The sequence below is a fragment of the Candidatus Nitrosopumilus sediminis genome (assembly GCF_000299395.1).
In the GTDB taxonomy this organism is placed as follows: Archaea; Thermoproteota; Nitrososphaeria; order Nitrososphaerales; family Nitrosopumilaceae; genus Nitrosopumilus; species Nitrosopumilus sediminis.
Window position 1 is genome coordinate 1,456,253 of sequence record NC_018656.1, and the last position, 18,267, is coordinate 1,474,519.

The 18,267-nt window shown below is 31.0% G+C and carries 27 protein-coding genes; 8 read left to right on the forward strand and 19 right to left on the reverse strand.

All coding sequences use genetic code 11. The features are described from left to right. Window positions 1–18: 18 nt before the first annotated feature. Window positions 19–390: a DUF3892 domain-containing protein gene (locus tag NSED_RS08650; protein WP_014965880.1), complete on the reverse strand. Its 372-nt coding sequence runs from the start codon at window positions 388–390 to the stop codon at window positions 19–21. Window positions 391–536: 146 nt separating this feature from the next. Here NSED_RS08650 and NSED_RS08655 point away from each other — a divergent pair, with 146 nt between their 5' ends. Beyond that, entirely contained in the window at window positions 537–920 is a 384-nt protein-coding gene (locus tag NSED_RS08655) for a hypothetical protein (RefSeq protein ID WP_026089997.1), read from the forward strand. Beyond that, window positions 917–1,594 (forward strand): hypothetical protein, encoded by a 678-nt coding sequence (locus NSED_RS08660; protein WP_014965883.1) that lies wholly within the window; start codon window positions 917–919, stop codon window positions 1,592–1,594. The genes NSED_RS08655 and NSED_RS08660 overlap by 4 nt, the downstream gene beginning before the upstream one ends. Here NSED_RS08660 and NSED_RS08665 read toward each other — a convergent pair. From NSED_RS08665 to NSED_RS08705, 8 genes are all read right to left on the reverse strand, one after another. Further along, window positions 1,583–2,248: a hypothetical protein gene (locus tag NSED_RS08665; RefSeq protein ID WP_014965884.1), complete on the reverse strand. Its 666-nt coding sequence runs from the start codon at window positions 2,246–2,248 to the stop codon at window positions 1,583–1,585. The two genes, NSED_RS08660 and NSED_RS08665, sit on opposite strands and share 12 nt — an antisense overlap. Before the next feature lie 248 nt (window positions 2,249–2,496). After that, a complete protein-coding gene (locus NSED_RS08675; protein ID WP_014965886.1) occupies window positions 2,497–2,910 on the reverse strand; it encodes a hypothetical protein in 414 nt (137 codons plus the stop codon). A gap of 54 nt (window positions 2,911–2,964) precedes the next feature. Continuing rightward, the gene (locus tag NSED_RS08680) at window positions 2,965–3,453 is read right to left on the reverse strand and encodes an acyl-CoA thioesterase (RefSeq protein ID WP_014965887.1); all 489 of its coding nucleotides are present in this window, start codon (window positions 3,451–3,453) and stop codon (window positions 2,965–2,967) included. A gap of 54 nt (window positions 3,454–3,507) precedes the next feature. Continuing rightward, entirely contained in the window at window positions 3,508–4,839 is a 1,332-nt protein-coding gene (locus NSED_RS08685) for a UbiD family decarboxylase (RefSeq protein WP_014965888.1), read from the reverse strand. Beyond that, window positions 4,832–5,173, reverse strand: a complete 342-nt coding sequence (locus NSED_RS08690; RefSeq protein ID WP_016940010.1) for a proteasome assembly chaperone 4 — start codon at window positions 5,171–5,173, stop codon at window positions 4,832–4,834. The genes NSED_RS08685 and NSED_RS08690 overlap by 8 nt, the downstream gene beginning before the upstream one ends. 19 nt (window positions 5,174–5,192) lie before the next feature. Continuing rightward, a complete protein-coding gene (locus tag NSED_RS08695; protein WP_014965890.1) occupies window positions 5,193–5,645 on the reverse strand; it encodes a hypothetical protein in 453 nt (150 codons plus the stop codon). A gap of 348 nt (window positions 5,646–5,993) precedes the next feature. Next, window positions 5,994–6,407 (reverse strand): hypothetical protein, encoded by a 414-nt coding sequence (locus NSED_RS08700; protein WP_014965891.1) that lies wholly within the window; start codon window positions 6,405–6,407, stop codon window positions 5,994–5,996. A gap of 270 nt (window positions 6,408–6,677) precedes the next feature. Next, window positions 6,678–7,004: a hypothetical protein gene (locus NSED_RS08705; RefSeq protein WP_014965892.1), complete on the reverse strand. Its 327-nt coding sequence runs from the start codon at window positions 7,002–7,004 to the stop codon at window positions 6,678–6,680. Window positions 7,005–7,337: 333 nt separating this feature from the next. Between NSED_RS08705 and NSED_RS08710 the strand changes: the two genes are divergently transcribed. After that, complete coding sequence (locus tag NSED_RS08710) at window positions 7,338–7,529, forward strand: DUF1059 domain-containing protein (protein ID WP_016940007.1); 192 nt, start codon at window positions 7,338–7,340, stop codon at window positions 7,527–7,529. A 93-nt stretch (window positions 7,530–7,622) separates the two neighbouring features. Here the strand turns inward: NSED_RS08710 and NSED_RS08715 are convergent, their stop codons facing one another. Together NSED_RS08715 and NSED_RS08720 are read right to left on the reverse strand one after the other, a co-directional pair. Continuing rightward, window positions 7,623–7,964, reverse strand: a complete 342-nt coding sequence (locus NSED_RS08715) for a nascent polypeptide-associated complex protein (protein ID WP_016940006.1) — start codon at window positions 7,962–7,964, stop codon at window positions 7,623–7,625. Further along, window positions 7,961–8,434 carry a PUA domain-containing protein gene (locus tag NSED_RS08720; RefSeq protein ID WP_016940005.1) on the reverse strand — a complete coding sequence of 158 codons (474 nt, stop codon included), beginning with the start codon at window positions 8,432–8,434 and terminating at the stop codon, window positions 7,961–7,963. The genes NSED_RS08715 and NSED_RS08720 overlap by 4 nt, the downstream gene beginning before the upstream one ends. A 92-nt stretch (window positions 8,435–8,526) precedes the next feature. Here NSED_RS08720 and NSED_RS08725 point away from each other — a divergent pair, with 92 nt between their 5' ends. The 5 genes from NSED_RS08725 (at window position 8,527) to NSED_RS08745 (ending at window position 13,279) form a co-directional block, all read left to right on the forward strand. Continuing rightward, a complete protein-coding gene (locus NSED_RS08725) occupies window positions 8,527–9,573 on the forward strand; it encodes a phosphate uptake regulator PhoU (protein ID WP_014965896.1) in 1,047 nt (348 codons plus the stop codon). Between the two features lie 55 nt (window positions 9,574–9,628). Next, window positions 9,629–10,750 carry a GTPase HflX gene (hflX, locus tag NSED_RS08730; protein WP_014965897.1) on the forward strand — a complete coding sequence of 374 codons (1,122 nt, stop codon included), beginning with the start codon at window positions 9,629–9,631 and terminating at the stop codon, window positions 10,748–10,750. After that, a complete protein-coding gene (locus NSED_RS08735; protein ID WP_014965898.1) occupies window positions 10,740–11,273 on the forward strand; it encodes a tRNA (cytidine(56)-2'-O)-methyltransferase in 534 nt (177 codons plus the stop codon). Before hflX ends, NSED_RS08735 begins: the two co-directional genes overlap by 11 nt. A gap of 26 nt (window positions 11,274–11,299) precedes the next feature. Continuing rightward, a complete protein-coding gene (locus NSED_RS08740) occupies window positions 11,300–11,815 on the forward strand; it encodes a transcription factor (protein ID WP_014965899.1) in 516 nt (171 codons plus the stop codon). A gap of 72 nt (window positions 11,816–11,887) precedes the next feature. Then, entirely contained in the window at window positions 11,888–13,279 is a 1,392-nt protein-coding gene (locus tag NSED_RS08745; RefSeq protein WP_026089994.1) for an NAD-dependent succinate-semialdehyde dehydrogenase, read from the forward strand. Between the two features lie 20 nt (window positions 13,280–13,299). On the opposite strand, the gene NSED_RS08750 is transcribed toward NSED_RS08745, so the two are convergent. The 8 genes from NSED_RS08750 to ribB all read right to left on the reverse strand — a co-directional run bounded on the left by NSED_RS08750 (window position 13,300) and on the right by ribB (window position 18,222). Beyond that, the gene (locus NSED_RS08750) at window positions 13,300–13,596 is read right to left on the reverse strand and encodes a hypothetical protein (protein ID WP_014965901.1); all 297 of its coding nucleotides are present in this window, start codon (window positions 13,594–13,596) and stop codon (window positions 13,300–13,302) included. 2 nt (window positions 13,597–13,598) lie between these two features. Then, entirely contained in the window at window positions 13,599–14,156 is a 558-nt protein-coding gene (locus tag NSED_RS08755) for a hemerythrin domain-containing protein (protein ID WP_014965902.1), read from the reverse strand. 99 nt (window positions 14,157–14,255) lie between these two features. After that, on the reverse strand, window positions 14,256–14,525 hold the full coding sequence (locus tag NSED_RS08760) for an SWIB-MDM2 domain-containing protein (RefSeq protein WP_014965903.1): 270 nt from the start codon (window positions 14,523–14,525) through the stop codon (window positions 14,256–14,258). A gap of 36 nt (window positions 14,526–14,561) precedes the next feature. Then, a complete protein-coding gene (locus NSED_RS08765; protein ID WP_014965904.1) occupies window positions 14,562–15,218 on the reverse strand; it encodes a 2,5-diamino-6-(ribosylamino)-4(3H)-pyrimidinone 5'-phosphate reductase in 657 nt (218 codons plus the stop codon). Then, on the reverse strand, window positions 15,205–16,395 hold the full coding sequence (locus NSED_RS08770) for an amidohydrolase family protein (RefSeq protein ID WP_014965905.1): 1,191 nt from the start codon (window positions 16,393–16,395) through the stop codon (window positions 15,205–15,207). The genes NSED_RS08765 and NSED_RS08770 overlap by 14 nt, the downstream gene beginning before the upstream one ends. Continuing rightward, complete coding sequence (locus NSED_RS08775) at window positions 16,389–17,141, reverse strand: GTP cyclohydrolase IIa (RefSeq protein ID WP_014965906.1); 753 nt, start codon at window positions 17,139–17,141, stop codon at window positions 16,389–16,391. The genes NSED_RS08770 and NSED_RS08775 overlap by 7 nt, the downstream gene beginning before the upstream one ends. Beyond that, window positions 17,138–17,554 carry a 6,7-dimethyl-8-ribityllumazine synthase gene (gene ribH / locus NSED_RS08780; protein WP_014965907.1) on the reverse strand — a complete coding sequence of 139 codons (417 nt, stop codon included), beginning with the start codon at window positions 17,552–17,554 and terminating at the stop codon, window positions 17,138–17,140. The genes NSED_RS08775 and ribH overlap by 4 nt, the downstream gene beginning before the upstream one ends. A 2-nt stretch (window positions 17,555–17,556) precedes the next feature. Continuing rightward, the gene (ribB, locus tag NSED_RS08785; RefSeq protein ID WP_014965908.1) at window positions 17,557–18,222 is read right to left on the reverse strand and encodes a 3,4-dihydroxy-2-butanone-4-phosphate synthase; all 666 of its coding nucleotides are present in this window, start codon (window positions 18,220–18,222) and stop codon (window positions 17,557–17,559) included. Window positions 18,223–18,267 lie beyond the last annotated feature (45 nt).

Sequence of the window (18,267 nt, forward strand, 5' to 3'; positions counted from 1 at the left end):
TTAAATTCTGATAAGTCTCTATTGCCTCGTTGAGGTTTTTTGCCTCTTCTTCAAGATTATGTGTTTGGTCGATAAAGATTTTACAAATGAAGATTCAGGTAAATCTCCAAGATAATCCATGGGCACTTTATTTTTATCAATACGAAGATACGGGCTGCCATCAATTGAAAAAGTGTGAATTTCATGGCCTTTTTTCCAGGAATTTTTTCCACTGTAGATTGTAACATAAAATAATCCATTCTTAATATCAGAAGCAATTGTTAATCGATCTATGGGTTGACCTTTAGTGATTCCCTGATCTGTATCTTGATGTCTAGTTGCAACAATGATTAGATGTTCAGAATCATAACTAACTTCAGAAATTAAATAATCAGCCCATTTCTTTATCATAAAAAATAATGATTAATTTCTAGTAATTAAGCGATGATTTTTCGATAATACAAATCGAAAAATCAATTGAGTATAAATGCATAAGATTCACATCATGCCAGGCTCAAAAAATAGGATTATTACTAGTGGATTTTCAATTGGAATAAATGGAAATATCTATCGAACCATGGAAAAAATTGATTATTCATGAAGTAATTGAATACAAATTTGAGGATTGGGTTAAACAAATAGCATTTAGTACAAGGTCATCAGGGGGAGGAATTCCCACTATGCAATGGACAAATGGAATTGTCTTCTCTCCAGCGAATTTCCCAACAACCAATTCAACAGTAGATGAACAATTGAAAGGCACTCTACATTGGTCTTCAGTATCATTTGCAATTAAAGAGAAATTCGAAAAACAGATTGTAAAAGAAAATGCTACAATAAATTTAGTAGATGTTAGTGTAAATGAGATTTTTAAAGAATTAGCTACTAGTCTAAAAAAACAGTCAAAATATTCTACTGCCAACTCTGACACACCCCAATGAACATCGAAGAGGCAATTGTAAAATGTGAAATTGCTTTAAAACAAATTAAACAATATGATCCTGATCCATATTATGTTAATTATTTTTTTAATCAATTCATTGTTTCAATAACCCAGATTATTGAAGGAATTTTTGAAGAGGCAAATAGAGATTTTGGATTATTTGTATTAGAGCAAATTTCTGAAAAAAAACTTTATGAGAAAGCTAAAATGAAAAATGATGTAAATGCTATAAAATTTTTGGATTGGTATTCAGAAAAATATATTGAAGAACATAAAAATCCATATCCAGATTTTATTAATAAAATACGTCATTTCAAAAATAAATTTAATAAATTACCTGAGATTAAAATTATGATTAGGGCATTAGACAGATACAAAGATGATGTTAATCAAGAAATTAAGGTAAATTTGAGTAATGAAAAAATAAGATCAAAAGATGAATTGCAAATAGAAATTAATAGACAATTACCAATTTTTCTAGAAGTAATTAATCATAAAAGACATGAAAAAAACGAGCCTAAAGTAAAAGAAAATCAAACTATTACATCAGCATTTACATCTATTGAAAACTATCAAGATATAGAAATAGCATACGCAACAGAAATTTACATTCCAGTAATAAAACGATTAGTGGAAGAATCAAGGAAAAAAATTAAAGAATTAATCAGATAATCCAAAAACAGAATGTTCAGTTTTCATTTTTATGATTGGTAAATATGAATAGCCATGGTCAAAACTATTTGAAAATTCTGGATCTTGACCTTGGTTTCCTTGGTATTTGATAAAATGTTTTGTAGGTTCAGAATCTAATTCTACATAATTGAAATTATAGTATATTTCATCCATTTCTAAAGAATTGATGTATCCTATTATCCAAGATTTTTTATGAGGTAAGGCATAAAGTGTAAGATTTTGTTCATCAGGAAATTCTGGATCATATGTTAATCGTGCTAAACTACCCAAGTCTTTTACTTTAATTGGATGAAATTGATCAGGTATTTTTTTTGACTTAATAGGTAATGAAGAAATTTTAGATTCCATATGAACAATAGGTGCATAATGAGAATGGATTTTTGTTGATTCAACAATATCGCAAATCTCTTTTCCTGCAGTTACCTGATATGAAACATATCTACCAGTTTTTGGCATTGGGACATAAAAAATCAATAAAGTATTTGCTAGGGTGATACTGCTTGAAAGTATTCTAGAACCATCTAATTCTTGAGAATATACCCTTTTAGGGTATTCTTGAAATGCACATGCAAATCTTGCTAAATCATCAAAACTTGATAATTCAACAAAACATTCACTCTGTGTAACAGACATCAAGTGATTGTGAATTGATCATAGTTTTATTCTTTCTATATTTTGATAATTTTTTGTTTCAAGTTTTTTCTATCAAAGTATTCCATTATAAAATGAAACAGGATTAGTTTTCCAAAAATAATTAAAGAGATTAAAAATAGTATTGATTCACCTAGATAATACAAATATGTAGTAACTCCAATTGCAGTAATTATTTCAATAAAAGTACAGGAACAAAAAAAGAGAAATTTATCTCTCAATTTACTGATTTATTGGGATTTTGGCCACATTGAAGTCCAAGTTTCAGCAAATTTTTTCATCATTTCACCATAAGCATTCATCTGCTCTAATCCAGATGAACTAAGAGCTTTTTGCCAATTTTCTGTAAATTGTTTGAAAGAAGCTGTGTTACTATCATTGAGAGCTTTCTGCCAATTTTCACCAAATTCTTTGAATGAATTCATTCCTGCTTCATTGAGAGCTTTCTGCCAATTTTCACCAAATAATTTCAGGGTATCAGTACTAGATTCAACAGTTGCTTTATCCCAAACTTCATTGAATTTTGATTGCATGTCTTTACTTGCTTTTTGAATTTGTTCAAAAAGAGATTTCCAATTTTCAAGAGATTTGGTATATTCGGCCCATAAAGAATCCCATTCATTATTTTTTCCTTGTTCGGACATTAACTAAAGATAGTTTTTACTATTCTTAAATGGATCTATGAAAATAAGCACACGTTATTTTCGACGATTTTTTAGTCTATTATCCATTCTAATTTTGCCTTCTTCAAATTTTGTTCTGTCATCATCTGTTTTGAGAGATAGTTTAGGAACAGGCATTGGCTTTCCATTTTTGTCAAGTGCTACAAATGTAACAAATGCAGTTCCAGTGACAGTTCTAATCCCAGTTACTATATCTTCAGCTTCCGCTTTAACTTCAATCTCCATTGATGATTTATGAACATAGTTAATTCTGGCATTTAATGTAAGAACATTGCCAACAAAAACAGGTTTCAAAAAATTAACACTATCCATAGATACTGTGACTGCATTTGATTGAGAATGTCGTTGAGCAACAATTCCTGCCACCATATCAATATGCTTTAAAATTTCACCACCAAATACATTTCCTGCAGGATTAGCATCAGAGGGAAACATTCTGACAATTACTTCAGCATGGGACTCAGACGGACTTTTTTCTTTAATGTGAGAATCTTCTGATGACATATTATCTAATTTACTCCTAAATTTATCCCATTTAATTTAATCAGTCATTTATGGTCATTTGAAATATTTTTTTAGTTTAATTTTATCAATTTTGGGAATTTTTGCTAATTCGAATCCTTCAAGACGTTTAGAAAGCGGCCTTGTTGCATCAATACCCATTTTTGCAGTTTGTAATTTTTGCTGATTACTAGAAGGATCAAGACTGGAACCACGTACATTTTTGAGAATTACTAGATCCTTATCTGCTTGAAATCGTGTGGCCATAGCATATTCTACTGATTCAGCATTATTGGGATCAATATCTTCGTCAACTACAGTTACTTGTTTTAATGAACGATGAGATTCGAATGTTTTTTTAATAATTTTTTTTGCGTCAGAATCATTTTTCTTTTTAATTTGGACTACAGCATGTAACCAATTACATCCTCCATTAGTCATTGAAACTTGTTTGGTCTGAGAGAAAGATTTTTTCAATTCTCCATTCAGTTTTGATTCAATGGGCATTCCCATTAACAATCGATGTTCTGAATATCCAGAAAGAACATCGTGAAAAATAGGATTATTTCTAAAAAATAAATTTTCAAGTTCGAAAACAGGTTGAGATCTTTTATGATCATATGTTTGAAGCATTTCAACCATCCATTCAGGATGAGTTTTATCTTGAAGGATTTTTCCTTCCATTACAATTTCAGACCCAGAAGGTACGTTCAATCCTGAAAAAGGAAGTTTTGCCAAAGTCAATTTTCCATCTAAAAGAGAATTTGCAATATCAATTTCATCTTTACCCCAATCAGCTTGGTATGCACCAGCTATCGAAATTGCAGGATGTACACCTACAGTAATAGCAATTTTAAGATCTTCACCATGTTCCTTGGCATCCATGAAGCATCTGTGTAGATGACGACCTTCAACCATTCTTATAGAAAAATGGGTTTTATCAATTGGCATCATTCTATGAAATGAAGAATTTTGTTTTCCTGTTTCAGGGTTTTTTGCATATGCAATAGATGATGTGATAAATGGACCAGATTCTTTTTCGAAATGAGTTACTATAGGCATAGAAAGTATGTTTTTTGATTTGTTTTCCATGAATTTTCCTGAAGAAATAATTTTTGGTTTTTTTGCTTTTTTTATCGCTAAAATCACCTTTTGATGAATATTAGATTCAGTACTGCCAACTGCTATTCCAAATCGTTTTCTAGTACCAACTAAATTAGCAATTAATCTAAAATCGCTTTCTTTAATTTTTTCAAATAATACAGCATGTGAGCCGTCAACCTTAGCTGTTATTCCAGCAATTTCAAATTTTGTTGAAACAGTATTTTTTACTGTTTTGAGTTCATTAATTTTTTTAATTTGAGAAATATAATTTCTTAAATCACTCATTTTCAATCATTTCCATTATTTCAGACATTAAGGCTTTTGCAGTATTAGATTCTAAAGGCTTTTGAATAAAAGTAGAAACTAAAGCAATCCCCCTCATCCTAGTACTTATTCGTTCAGCAATAAGTTTTAGAAAAAGAGATTCAGTTCTAGATGGAATAATAGTGGTTGTGATAGGAGTAGGTCCAGTTGCTAATGATACTACCATTGAACCTAATTTGTTAGAACCTTCTGTCACTGAAATAAAATAACCATTCTCAAATTTTTGAATTTGTAAAGAAAAATTTCGACTCTCCAAATTTACCATTTTATGGAAAAATCCATTTGGAGTGGTCAACAAGCTATATGAACAAATCTTATGCTTTTATTGCTATTGATTCAGTCTTCTGGGAAGATAGAACTTCAGGGTTCTTTTTGCAATTCTTCTCATGTTTATCAGGATAAACAAAGAGTTTTTCACAATGTTTGCATGGAGTTTTATCTTTGGTTTTAGATTTTGTTGTTTTAGTTTTAGCAGTTTTAGCTTTTGATTTAGATTTTGCTTTAACAGTTACTTCTTGAACTTCTGATTCAATTTCAGTAGCTGCTGCAGCTTCCATAGAATCAGCCTCAACTCTAGCTCGTAATTTTGCTTTATATTTCAAATTACGTGGTTTTGTTCTTAATCTATATCCACAACATGGACACCAAAGTCCTTCCCATTTGATGAATATTTCACAAATCTGGCATCGACGTTGTCCAGAAGCATACCTTCCAGTGCCAACAGGCTTTTGAGCCTTATATCTAACACAAATTCCTTTACAAGTCATCTTGGTATTATGTTATAGATTTCTTAACTATATAAGCATGGATCGATATAATTTATAAAAAATTGGAATAAAACTTGAAAATATTTCATATTTGATGTCGATCAAAATTATAATTTTCAAATAAATACTCAAAAAGTTCAATAAATATGTATAGCTGATTTTAAAACCATATTTTTTGAAAAATTAACATATGGTATTATACATGTTTGACAAATAATTTCATATTTTTTCAAAATAATTATAAAATTTGTAAGATACTCATACTTTAATCATACAATAAATTCAAGGTAAACGACAATGTTTCTAAATAATCATAATTTATGAAAATTTTAATGAAAAATTAAATTTCTATCCTATGATCGAAAGAGGAAGAATAGAGTGCCTATGTCCTTTCCTTTGAGAAATATATTTTGCAGAAAGCATATCTCGTTTTCCTCTTTGATTAAAATTTTTGATTTTCAAACTAGTTCTGCTTTCATCCACAAATTCTAATTCAAACGATGAACAAAATTTTAGATTCAGCATTTTGACAATTTGTTTCGCAATATCCATATTGCCATTTCCAATTTTTAGAATTTTTCTTTTTGCTCTAAGACCACCTAAAATTCCTATAATATGAAAAACCAATTCTTCAATAGAAGTGTGGACTGATCTTTCAATTTCTATCCCATAATAAAAAATGGATAACCCCATTCTTTGACCAGGATCTATTCCTAAAATTAAATTCTCTTCTTCAAAATCAAGATTAAGTTTTTGCATCATTATTCCTCTAATTACAGTTGGATGATATTCAAGAATATCCTCATGTAGTAAAATTTTCTCACAGTTTACAGGAGATTCTTCTATGGTAGTGAATACTAAATTCCCTGAATAATCATGAATTTCTTCAGGAAGAATTGAATCAAATGATAGATTGAGAGTTTTTAGAGAAGTTGAAAATCTATAGTATGGTTTACCATAAGTCGTGGCAAGTCCAATACGGGAATTTTGTAAGGGATCTATAATTTACGAAATTAGATATTAGATTTAGGTTTATGCCTTCAAAACAGTTGACACCACATGTTTGACTGCTTCATCAAAATGAGCACCAATTTTAGTCTGAATTTCAGATAATTTTGCATCACCTTCTTTAGCGATTTTTGCAGATTCGGCAGTTGCCTTTTCTTTTGAGGCATTAATAATCACTTCAGCCTCTTTGGTGGCCATTTCTCTAGTTTTTTCTAATAAATTATCAATTTCAGATAGACTTTTCACAGTTAGTTGTTTTTTCATATCCCCGACTTTACTGGTCAAGGAATCTAGATCATCTTCCAAGGCATTCAAAGATTTGATAATTCCAGTTACCTTGGATTCAGCCATACTACTCATGATATTTCGAATCTAGTAATTCCATTACTTAAATCATTCAGTCAGGCGTCAAAATCACCTTCAAAACAACATAATTTGTAACATTGATCGCAAAACAGGATCGAGGATGTGAGTTTACAACCTCTTAATTTTTCAAAATACTTTAGCTAATTTTGTATCAAAATAGCTAACAGAATGTTATGTGTTAAAATCTCCTAGTACTATCATGAAACAAACAATATCATGCGGAATCTGTAACATTGATTCGGCAATATTGGTGTATGATGAACTACACAAAGGTTTCAGAGGAAAATGCATGTTATGCGGGGAGAATTGGTCAGAATCATGATGGCGGAAATTGTTGTCAAATGCAATGAACGTGGTTTTGATTGTAACTATTCCACAACAGGAGACGTCGACAAAGTGGTCTTGGATTATTGGAATCATATGAAAAAAGAACATGGAATCGAATATTCTCCTGAAACTTTAGGAGCATACCTGAAAAAGAAATTACCAAGTCAAATTCCAGTAAGATAGAATTATCTGGAATTTTTTATTTTCTAAAATTTAGAATCAAAACATATTATCAAACCATTCATTTTTAGGCACAAAATAAGATAATTTTGAATATTATCCAGTGGTTAAAAGCAAGATTGCTCTAGCAAGATCTCCTTCTGCTTCTTCTAAAGCACTTTTTGCCTTCTCTTCATCAACACCTGCTTGTTGACTAACAAGTTGAATGTCCTCTTCAGAGAAAATTGGAACCTCTAATTCTCTTTCTTCATAACTGTCTGCAGTAACTGTAAAAATAGAATTATCTTTTGCCTTCATTTCAGTGACAGAGGGTTTTGAAATAATAATTTCTTTTTTATCAGTTTTAATTATAACTTCTTGAACATTTGACAATTCATTCATATCCAAACCCATCTTATCCATCATTCTTCGCATTTCGCGATTACCTCCTCGCATCATGATCTTATTTCCCCATTACGACTTTTTAAACTATCTCTGATCTTTATGGCCACTCCTCTATCAAAATCAGAAATCATATCAGATGACAATATTGCCCTTCCAACTGCAATTACTTGTTTTTTAAATAAAACTGGAGTATCTGCAGAAATACGAACATTTTTTCCACATGATACTACATGCTTACAAAATACTGATCTGCCTTGTTCTACATAAGGCGCAGCATCTGCATTTACTTCAACACAATTTTCTTTGAATTTTTTATTTTTTAATAACATCTGAGCAAAATGAGTGCTAATAGCTAGACTCCCATCAATTCTCAAAGTACAAAGTAATTTTCCCTTGTGAGACACTGTTCTTATTCTACCTGTTTTTCGTGAAAAGGTCATTTCAATATCTTTAGGTAAGAATTTTGATACACCATTTCCGAATAATGCATCAAGTGAATATTGAAGTTTTAACATATGGTTCATAATTCATAACAAAATCTTTTCTAAATATTAGTTCAATGTTGGTCTATATTATATCGATTAAACTATATAGAATAGGATTTTTCCTTTAGATTATGGAAGAAGGGGAAGAGACCAGAAAGATTCAGTTTACTGGAAAGTCATCATACATAGTTTCGCTACCAAAACAATGGATAATGGAATTAGGTCTCAAACAAGGAGATCAAATCAGAATGGTTCGAAAAGGTTCGTCAACCCTAGAGCTTTACCCACCAAAATTTGAATCCAGAACTCAGAAAAAAGAAGATGCAGTAATTGAAATTGATGGAGAGGAGGAAGCATCTTCAATTGTTAGAAAATTAATTTCATTGTACTTTTTAGGATTCAAAACAATTAATGTAAAACCAAAAAATGGGAGATTAAGTGCTCACCAACGAAATACAGTAAAAGAAGCTGTAAAACGAATGTTGATGGGTTCTGAAATAATTGCAGATTCTAGCGGTGGAATTACAGTACAAGTTCTTGTTAATTTATTAGAATTATCAGTAGATGGGGCTTTCAAACGAATGATTCATTTAGCAAAATCGATGTCAAGTGATGCAATTTTAGCTGTAAAAGAGAACAATCTGGAATTGGCCCAAGAAGTTATCAATACAGATGATGAAGTAGATAGATTTGGATTTTATATTATTCGACAATTAAAGATTGCAATTCAAAATGAGCATATGTTAAAAGAGATGGGTTTTAGAAATGCTAGAAATTGTTTAGGGTATAGACTAGTTGTAAAAAACATAGAGAGAACAGGAGATCATGCAGCATTTATTGCTAAAGATCTAATTGAATTTAAAAAACCCGTGAAAAAAGAGATTTTGCAAAGATTGCAAGAAATGAATGAATTTTGCTTGTCTGTATTAGATGACGCGTGTCTTGCGTTATTCAAAGAAGATTATAATCAGGCTGAAAATACCATTACAAAAACTAGTGAAATTACAAAATTTGAGAAAAAAGTAAGAGATGCTTCAAAAGCATTAAAAGATGATGAAGAGATTTACAGGATAAGAAGAATGACGGAAAATATTCGAAGAATTTCTGAGTATGCTAGCGATATAGCTGAGATAGTATTGAATATGAATATAGAAAAAGCATTAAAAAAATCTAATTGATGTCCAATAATGTCCAATACAATTATCTTAGATTCAATCAAAAAAATGAATTAGAATGAATTCTGCAATTTTAATTACTTATGATCAGGAAGACTCGATTAACGAGGCAAAGGGCTTGTGTGATGCAGCAGGGTATGAAGTAGTTCATATTATTAGACAAAATTATCTTCAGAAACCAAAGTATGGAATTAGTGGAGGAGTAGTAGAACAACTAGAAGAAATATCAGAAAAGTTAAGACCAGACGTTATCATATATGATGAGATTTTAAAACCAAGTCAAAACTATAATCTTGCCACAGTATTACATAGAGAGGTATTAGATAGAGAGGCATTAATTCTTGAGATTTTTGAAAGTAGGGCCTCAAGTGCAGAATCAAAATTACAAGTCAAATTAGCACAGTTGAGATATGAAATGGCAAGAGCTAAAGAGAAAGTTAGACTTGCAAATATGGGAGAACAGCCTGGATTTATGGGAATAGGAAAATTCGAGGTTGATGTGTATTATAATGATATCAAACATAGAATGCAAACAATTAGATCAAAGCTTGAAAAAGCTGGAAAACAAAGAGAGCTTCATAGGCAGGGGAGAAAAAGAATGGGATTCAAGACTATTTCACTTGCAGGGTATACATCTGCAGGAAAAACAACATTGTTTAACAAAACTACAGGTGAAACAAGAAGTCAAAGCAAAGAACTTTTCACGACTCTTACGACAACTACACGAAGATTGATGATAGACCAAGAGGCATTTCTAATTGCAGATACTGTTGGTTTTATCAGTAAATTACCAGCTTACATGATTGATGCATTCAAATCAACACTAGAAGAATTGATACATACGGATGTAATTATTTTAGTAATTGATATTAGTGATTCAATTTCTGAATTGAAAAAGAAATTTTCTAGCTGCATGAGAACTTTAAGTGAGTTAGGAGTAGAACAAGACAAGGTAGTTTATGCTCTAAATAAATCAGATTTATTGAAAAATGAAGAAATAGAACGAAAAATTGAATTTCTTAATTTAAGAGAAAATAAAAAAGTGATTTCAGTTTCTGCAAAAACTGGAAAAAATATTCCACAATTAAAAGAGTTAATCAAAGAAATCATACAAAGCCAAAGTTATCACAAACCAAAAAACAATACGTTAGAAGGGGAAGAAAAAACATTTGGTAATTGAAGTAGTCAGAATTGGGCAACGCCTAGTAAGAGATGACAGAGTAACAACTCATGTTGCACTTGTTTCAAGAGGGTTTGGCGCAGAAAAAATTTACATGACTGAGGTCAACCCAGAAATCAAAGACACTATTGAGAAAATTAACAATACATGGGGAGGGGATTTTAAGATTGAATTCATTGAAAAATGGAAAAGTATTGTTAAAAAGAAAAAAGATGAAGGATTCAAAGTCATTCATCTTTCAATGTATGGTGAAAATATCAATAATGCTCAAAAGAAAATTCGAGATGAAAAAAATTTGCTGATTGTAGTCGGTGCAGAAAAAGTTCCCAGAGAGATTTATGAATTGGCAGATTATAACGTTGGAGTAGGTAGTCAACCTCATTCAGAGATTAGTGCTTTAGCAATTCTATTAGATCGTATCCAAGAAGGTAAACAATTTGAAAAGGAGTTTCCAAATGCAAAAAGAAAGATCATACCTACCAAAAATGGCAAAAACGTGCAGATAAAAGAAACAAGGGATTAATAGTAGAAAATCAGGAGTCATTAGAGTTGGTAGACAAATACGAAGATCCTTTTGTAAGAATTGCTTCAATGATTGGGGGAGACGAATACCTCAAAGTAGCAAGATCCCTTCTAAAAGCTGAAGATGCTACTGATGAAGAAATTGCTAGTTCTACAGGTCTTAGAATCAACATGGTACGAAAAGTATTGTATGATCTATTTGGAAAATCCCTCATCACAGGAATTAGAGTCAAAGATGAACGAAAAGGATGGTTTGTCTATAGATGGAGGACTAGGAGAGAAGAAGTCGAACATTTTATTGAAAATCAAAAGAAGAAGATTGAGGAAAGATTACAACAAAGATTAGATTATGAAAACGCTTCAGATTTCTATCATTGTGGTAATGAAGATTGTCCTAGGGTGACATTTGAAAATGCTCTTGATGGAATGTTCAAATGCCCATCATGTCAAAATGTTTTGAACCTAAAAAAGAATGATAAATCTAAAAAAGCATATCAGAAAAAAATTGATGAAATCAAAAAAGACATGCAACAAACTTTTTGATCAGTTTTTAAAATAATATTAAATAGAAAATTATGTTACTAGATTAAATAGGAGAAAATCTTGGAAAAATCCTTGAGTCAAATATCGACAGTAAATCCATCTACAGGAGAAGAAATCAAAAAATATTCAGCTATGGATAAAAATCAGGTCTCGGATTTAGTAGGAAAAGCAAAAAGAGCATATCCAGAATGGAAAAAAGATTATGAAAAACGTAGAAGTTACATTTACAATTTAGTAGAACATCTAAAGAAGAATAAAACAGAACTTGCAACAGTGGCTACATCTGAAATGGGTAAACCACTCAAAGAATCAATCGGAGAGGTTGAGAAATGTGCTTGGGCTTTGGAATTTTATGCAGATCATGGCGATAGTTTTCTTTCTGATGAAGTATTAAACACAGATGCAAGAAAGAGTTTTCTAACTTTTGAACCACTTGGTGTAATAGGCTCAATTATGCCATGGAATTTTCCTTACTGGCAAGCATTAAGATTTGCAGCTCCTTGTTTAATGGCAGGAAATGTAATTGTCATGAAACCATCGAGAGTAACAATGCAGTCAGGAATTGAGATTGAAAAGGCATTTGCTGAATCTGGAATGCCTGATGGAATTTTTCAAACAGTGGTTGGAAGTGTAGAATCTGCAAATCATCTTATAGATTCAGATGTTAATGCTGTAACCTTTACTGGTAGTACTAATGCAGGTGCAAAAGTAGGTGAAAGAGCTGCAAAGAATTTGAAAAAATGTGTATTAGAATTAGGTGGAAGTGATCCTTTCATAGTATTGGATGATGCAATAATTGAAAAAGCTGCTGAAGGTGCTGTAAAAGGAAGATTCATCAACTGCGGTCAAAGTTGTGTTGCATCAAAAAGATTTTTTGTAGGAAAAAATATTGCAGAAGAATTCACTGAATTATTCATTAAAAAAGCATCTCAGCTCAAAGTAGGAAACCCTATGTCGATTGAAACCGATATAGGACCATTATCAAGTAAAGACGGTTTAGAAACAATTTCAGGAATAGTTGAAGATGCAAAAGAAAAAGGTGCTGAAATTCTTTTAGGAGGTTCTGAAATAGAAGGAAAAGGGTTCTTCTACAAACCAACAATTCTTAGAAATGTTAAATCAAACATGAGAATAGCTCATGAAGAAACTTTTGGACCCGTAGCTCCAATCACAATTGTTGAAAATGAAAGTGAGGCAGTAAAATTAGCAAATGAAAGTGAATTTGGTCTGGGTGCAAGCATTTGGACAAAAGATCTTGCTAAAGCAGATAAAATGTCAAGACGGATAGAGTCTGGAATTGTGAGTGTAAATAATGTGGTAATTTCAGATCCAAGAATTCCATTTGGAGGAATTAAGCATAGTGGGTTTGGAAGAGAATTATCCCGATATGGTATGTTGGAATTTGTAAATTTGAAATCAGTTAGATTTTATGACAATTTGACACATCATCACTATGTAGAATAAATTATTTGGATTAACAGATATTATTCCTCTGAATCATCATCAAATTCTTCATCATCTAAATCATCTTCATCATCACACTCTTCTAGTTCAACATATGTTGGATTGCCATCATCTCCAAAGAAAATCTCAACACAAATATCAGTAGCCAGAGTAGGAACTAAAATTTCGATCAATTCCTTAGAAAAATTACCTAATTTTCCTGGATCAGACGAATATCGATATGTTGTTAAATCATCTTCATGGTAAAAATCAATTTCAATGTCTCCGTTAACAAATTTTCTTACTGCTGTAACTTGACCAAATATGCTGTGTGACAAAATTAACTTCCTTGTTCTGAAACATCTTTTGCAAGATTTTCGGCTAATTTTTCATAATGTTCTCTAGTTTTACCAATCTCATCAAGTTTAGATTTTTCAATTTCAGTTAGTTCTTTGTCAACTTTTTCTGAAACGTATTGCAATCTTGCTTCTGCCATCATGAATAATTTGTTATTTTCTTTCCACAAATGTTCTGTTATATGTTCAACATATTGTTGCATATCACTAATCAGTTTTGTTGAATCACCTGATGATAGATATTCTTTTGCTGATGCTTCCATTTCGGTACCAATTTCTCTTGAACGCTGATGATCAATTAGCATCATTGCAATAGGTCCCATGTTTGAAGGCAAACCAGCTTTTTCTAAAGCTGGAAATAATGATTTTTCTTCTTTACTGTGATGACAAACATCTGTAAAGTTTTTTGAAAAATCTATAACCGGCAATAGGATGAATTCGGGGAGTTGTTTACCATCATTTAATAATTGAATGGTAGATTCCATGGCTTTGATTACTTTTTCTATTAATTCATGATCGCGTCGTAATGATGCAGTAGACATGTAAATTTTAAATTAAATCCAATATCTATACCTTATTCATTTTAAAAAAAAATATTAAAAGATAGAAATTTGTTAACGAAATATCGTTAACATTTGGGTTTAACGATTAGAAAGGCTTTTTGATTTTACAAATGCCCAAATCTTTTTAGTCATTTCACTTGGTGCAATTGGTTTCTTACCAAATACTTGTTCTACAGTTTCAGATCGTCCTGCAAAACTGATTGCATATCCACCAAATGCCGGTTTTTTAGCTTTTGATTTAGTTGCTTTCTTTTTTGGTGCAGCTTTTCTTTTTGGTGCTGCCTTCTTTTTTGGTGCAGCTTTCTTTGTAGCTTTTCTTTTTGTTGTGGTTTTCTTTTTTACTGCCAATTTCTTGTAATTTTATTTCAAATTAACTATAATAACTTACACTTTACGATAATTCAAAACTAGATGATTTTTGAGCCTCTTAATTGATTTGAGTTGAAGATTAGGGGATTTTGAGATTTTATCAAACCCATCGCCTTGAATAAGGGATATTGCGTTTTTTCCACCAACTAAAAAAGGAGAAATTGTAATTATTAATTCATCAAAAATATTTTGTTTTACAAATTCCCAATTTACAATTCCACCACCTTCAACAAGAATAGTTCTAATTTTTTTTTCTGCTAGCTTTTTCAAAAGAGATTTTATATTTACAGATTTTTCTCCAGTAATTATTACTTCAACAGGAAATTTGTTTAGTTTTTGAAGATTAGTTTTTGTGATTTGTTTAGATGTTGCAATTATTGTAGGAATCTTGTTGGATGTTTGTAATATTTTTGATTTTGTTGATATTTCACCTTTAGAATCAAGAATTATTCTAATCGGATTTTTTCCTTTAGTATAGCGTACAGTAAGTAAAGGATTGTCTTTCATTACAGTGTTTTTTCCAATTAGTATTCCATCAACTTTGGTTCTTAGTTTATGGAGTCGAACAAAATCTTCACTTGAAGAAAGATTAGAATTTCCTGTCCTAGTAGCAATTTTTCCATCAATAGAAATTGCTGCACTAAGAATTACATATGGTTTAGATTTTTCCATGAATTATTTTTCCTCCAATCATTACAGCTTTTATTGTAGATTCAGATGCTCTATGGACAATTGACGCATATGGATTATGCATTGGTTCTAAATCTAATGCATGTTTATCTAGAAAAATACAATCGGCAATTTTTCCAGATTCAATTACTCCAATATTTTTATTTAATATTTTTCCACCATTTACTGTAGCCATTTTAAGAATTTCTCTTGCATCAATTCTTTTTTTATGTAATCCCATTGTTACTTTCCAAATGAAATCCATTTCTCGAAACATATCTGGAGAGTTTATCATTACATTATCTGTGCCTAATCCTATTGTACAACCAGATTTTTGCATTAATTCAATATCAGGAATTCCTTCAGCAAGGGATGAATTTGCTCGAGGACAAATTACAATTCCTCTTGTTTTTTTAGATGCCATTTGAAGATCAGATTTTGAAGCATAAGTCATATGAACTAAAAAATCAGGTTTCAGAGTTAATGCTCTCATTGTCTCAGATTTTCCTGAAATTTTTTTTGATTTAGTATTACTTTGTTTTGTTTCAGCAGAATGTATTGCTTTAATTTTAGATATTTTTGAATAATAATTCAATACCGATGTGCTATTTTCATTTGCACCGCTAATTCCAATACCATCACATTTTTTTATCAGTTTAAGAAATTCAGTAGATTTTATGCTTGGAAAAGCTGAATTTTTTTTAATTTCTTTATCCCCCTGATAAAATTCTAAACGTCCTAAAATTATTGAACGTAAAGGGACATCATCTAGTACTTTTTTCAATAAAAGGACCCCATCCAATCCACCTTCCCTAAAGTCAACAAAAGTGGTGATCCCTTTTCTAATCATAGAATAACACGTATTTTTCATAAAATTTCCAAGATTCTCATCAGATGTGTTTTTAAGGATTTTTGATTTGGCACCAAATACAGGATGAATTTTTTCATTAACTGTTTTGTTTAAAGAAATATCTTTCCCAATTGAATCTCCAATATGTGTATGTGCATTTATGAATCCAGGGATCATTAGCAATCCTTCACAGTCGATAGATTCTTCTTTTAGATTTGGTTTAATTTTTGATTTAATTTTTTTGAATTTATTATTTTGAATTTCTACATCAGTATCTGAAATAAAATCTAAATCTTGACCGGATAAAATACTGATATTTTTAATCAACATGATAATTCATAAACTTCAGGTTTTTCTTTGCCTGAATCTCGAATTTCTCTTATAGTATCAAGGGATTTTGTGGCTAATTTTACGGCCTTCCTTCCAGTATTTGCATTACCTATCCCACAATTCAAAGAAATTTTATCATTATTTTTTACCATGTTGATAAAATCTTGTACAGATTTTTTTGCATCATCATTTGAAATTACCATAAAATTATCACCACCCATAAAAAATGTGAGAGAATTTTTTTCTAAAAAGTATTTAGACATCTTTGAATACAATTCAAAGATTATTGAGGATATTTCATATGGGGAATCGGTTTTTCTTCTCGAAGTAAGATCATCTACATCTAAATGCATTATGGAGACTTTGGAATCCAATTTTCCATTAATAAAACCAAAAATATTATGTTCATTGTTTAAAATGATTTTATTTTTTTTTCCTTCATGCGCTTTCAAATTTGCTTCAAATGGAGAATTTCCAGTGCCAATAGATATTGTTAATCTAATATCAAATAATTTTTCTAATACTTTTTGGATTTGAACATGATCCTCCAAGTCCAAACCATTTGAAACCACAAAAAACTCATCAGATCTATTAAGAAAAACTATACAGTTTTTTTCAGAAAATAATTTTTGCACTTCTTTGTATAGGGAAGCTTGAAGCATTTGGAGTTGGTGTTCCCTATCACTGCCTAAAGTTAATGTCCAAGGGCCATATTCAGTAATTTTTAAGATGCTTAATTGAATCATTTTTGGATCCTTTTCAATTCTTCAGATATTTTTACAACAGCTTCAACAGCACGTTCTGCTACAGGTCTAATCCTAGCATAAGCATGTCTTTCTTGCATTCCAGGGCCAGATATTCCTAAAGAAACAGGTTTTTGATATTTTAATGACAAATCAGTCAGAGATCTTGCTGCTGCATGAGATATTACCTCATCATGTTTTGTTTGTCCTTTAATGATAGCGCCCAAAGTGACTACAGCATCAACATCTTTTTTGTTCAATAATGAATCTACAATTATAGGCATATCATAGGCTCCAGGTACCATGGTAATATATGAGATTTTTAGTTTCATGGAATCTGCTTTTTCTTTGGCCACAGAAAGCATTCTAGATGTCACTTCTTCATTGAATTCCGAAACCACTATTGCAATATTCAAAACTAATTCACCTTAGCGTATTCTAAAAGTTCTTTTCCATTAACTAATGGAATCCCATTTTCCTTTGCAAATTTTTCAGCCTTTTCTACAGATAATGCAGCATAAGTTTCTGCATCCATCATTTCACATATGGCAGTTACAGGAGTCAAACCTGCAATCTGCGCTAAATAAACAGACATTTCTGTATGTCCTTGACGTGCAGCTAACAAACCTTTAGATGCAATCAATAACGGTACATGTCCTGGGGTTTTAAAAGAAGATGCAAATTTTTTCTGTCTATTTTCAACATTGTAGATTTTTGCCATCTCACTAATTGTCAATGACCTATCTTTGTCAGTAATTCCAGTGTACGTCTGATAATGATTAACAGATAATGAAAAGGTAGGATGATCACCGTAGGGTGCTAAACCCATAATCATTTCTTTATTTGAAATTGAAGATTCTGAAAGAATTTCATGCATATATTGTAGTTCCAAAGAAGCTGCAAAGTTATTATCAATTGCAATACATAATAATCCACCAGCATGTTGACGCATTCTTGCAATATGTTCAGGCGTAACAAATTCTGCTGCTACAACCATATCAATTTCATTCTCCCTCCCAGCAGAATCAAATAACAAAACAAATTCTCCACGCTTTAAAGATTGTAATGCAGATTCAAGAGACATATAAAAAAACTCGTTAATCTAATTATAAAGTTTACTAAAAAATTG

Coding starts and splice junctions, on each gene's coding strand:
- NSED_RS08650 (WP_014965880.1), bottom strand. CDS start 390: ATGATAAAGAAATGGGCTGATTATTTAATTTCTGAAGTTAGTTATGAT.
- NSED_RS08655 (WP_026089997.1), top strand. CDS start 537: ATGGAAATATCTATCGAACCATGGAAAAAATTGATTATTCATGAAGTA.
- NSED_RS08660 (WP_014965883.1), top strand. CDS start 917: ATGAACATCGAAGAGGCAATTGTAAAATGTGAAATTGCTTTAAAACAA.
- NSED_RS08665 (WP_014965884.1), bottom strand. CDS start 2,248: ATGTCTGTTACACAGAGTGAATGTTTTGTTGAATTATCAAGTTTTGAT.
- NSED_RS08675 (WP_014965886.1), bottom strand. CDS start 2,910: ATGTCCGAACAAGGAAAAAATAATGAATGGGATTCTTTATGGGCCGAA.
- NSED_RS08680 (WP_014965887.1), bottom strand. CDS start 3,453: ATGTCATCAGAAGATTCTCACATTAAAGAAAAAAGTCCGTCTGAGTCC.
- NSED_RS08685 (WP_014965888.1), bottom strand. CDS start 4,839: ATGAGTGATTTAAGAAATTATATTTCTCAAATTAAAAAAATTAATGAA.
- NSED_RS08695 (WP_014965890.1), bottom strand. CDS start 5,645: ATGACTTGTAAAGGAATTTGTGTTAGATATAAGGCTCAAAAGCCTGTT.
- NSED_RS08700 (WP_014965891.1), bottom strand. CDS start 6,407: ATGATGCAAAAACTTAATCTTGATTTTGAAGAAGAGAATTTAATTTTA.
- NSED_RS08705 (WP_014965892.1), bottom strand. CDS start 7,004: ATGGCTGAATCCAAGGTAACTGGAATTATCAAATCTTTGAATGCCTTG.
- NSED_RS08710 (WP_016940007.1), top strand. CDS start 7,338: ATGATGGCGGAAATTGTTGTCAAATGCAATGAACGTGGTTTTGATTGT.
- NSED_RS08715 (WP_016940006.1), bottom strand. CDS start 7,964: ATGATGCGAGGAGGTAATCGCGAAATGCGAAGAATGATGGATAAGATG.
- NSED_RS08720 (WP_016940005.1), bottom strand. CDS start 8,434: ATGAACCATATGTTAAAACTTCAATATTCACTTGATGCATTATTCGGA.
- NSED_RS08725 (WP_014965896.1), top strand. CDS start 8,527: ATGGAAGAAGGGGAAGAGACCAGAAAGATTCAGTTTACTGGAAAGTCA.
- hflX (WP_014965897.1), top strand. CDS start 9,629: ATGAATTCTGCAATTTTAATTACTTATGATCAGGAAGACTCGATTAAC.
- NSED_RS08755 (WP_014965902.1), bottom strand. CDS start 14,156: ATGTCTACTGCATCATTACGACGCGATCATGAATTAATAGAAAAAGTA.
- NSED_RS08765 (WP_014965904.1), bottom strand. CDS start 15,218: ATGGAAAAATCTAAACCATATGTAATTCTTAGTGCAGCAATTTCTATT.
- NSED_RS08770 (WP_014965905.1), bottom strand. CDS start 16,395: ATGTTGATTAAAAATATCAGTATTTTATCCGGTCAAGATTTAGATTTT.
- NSED_RS08775 (WP_014965906.1), bottom strand. CDS start 17,141: ATGATTCAATTAAGCATCTTAAAAATTACTGAATATGGCCCTTGGACA.
- ribB (WP_014965908.1), bottom strand. CDS start 18,222: ATGTCTCTTGAATCTGCATTACAATCTTTAAAGCGTGGAGAATTTGTT.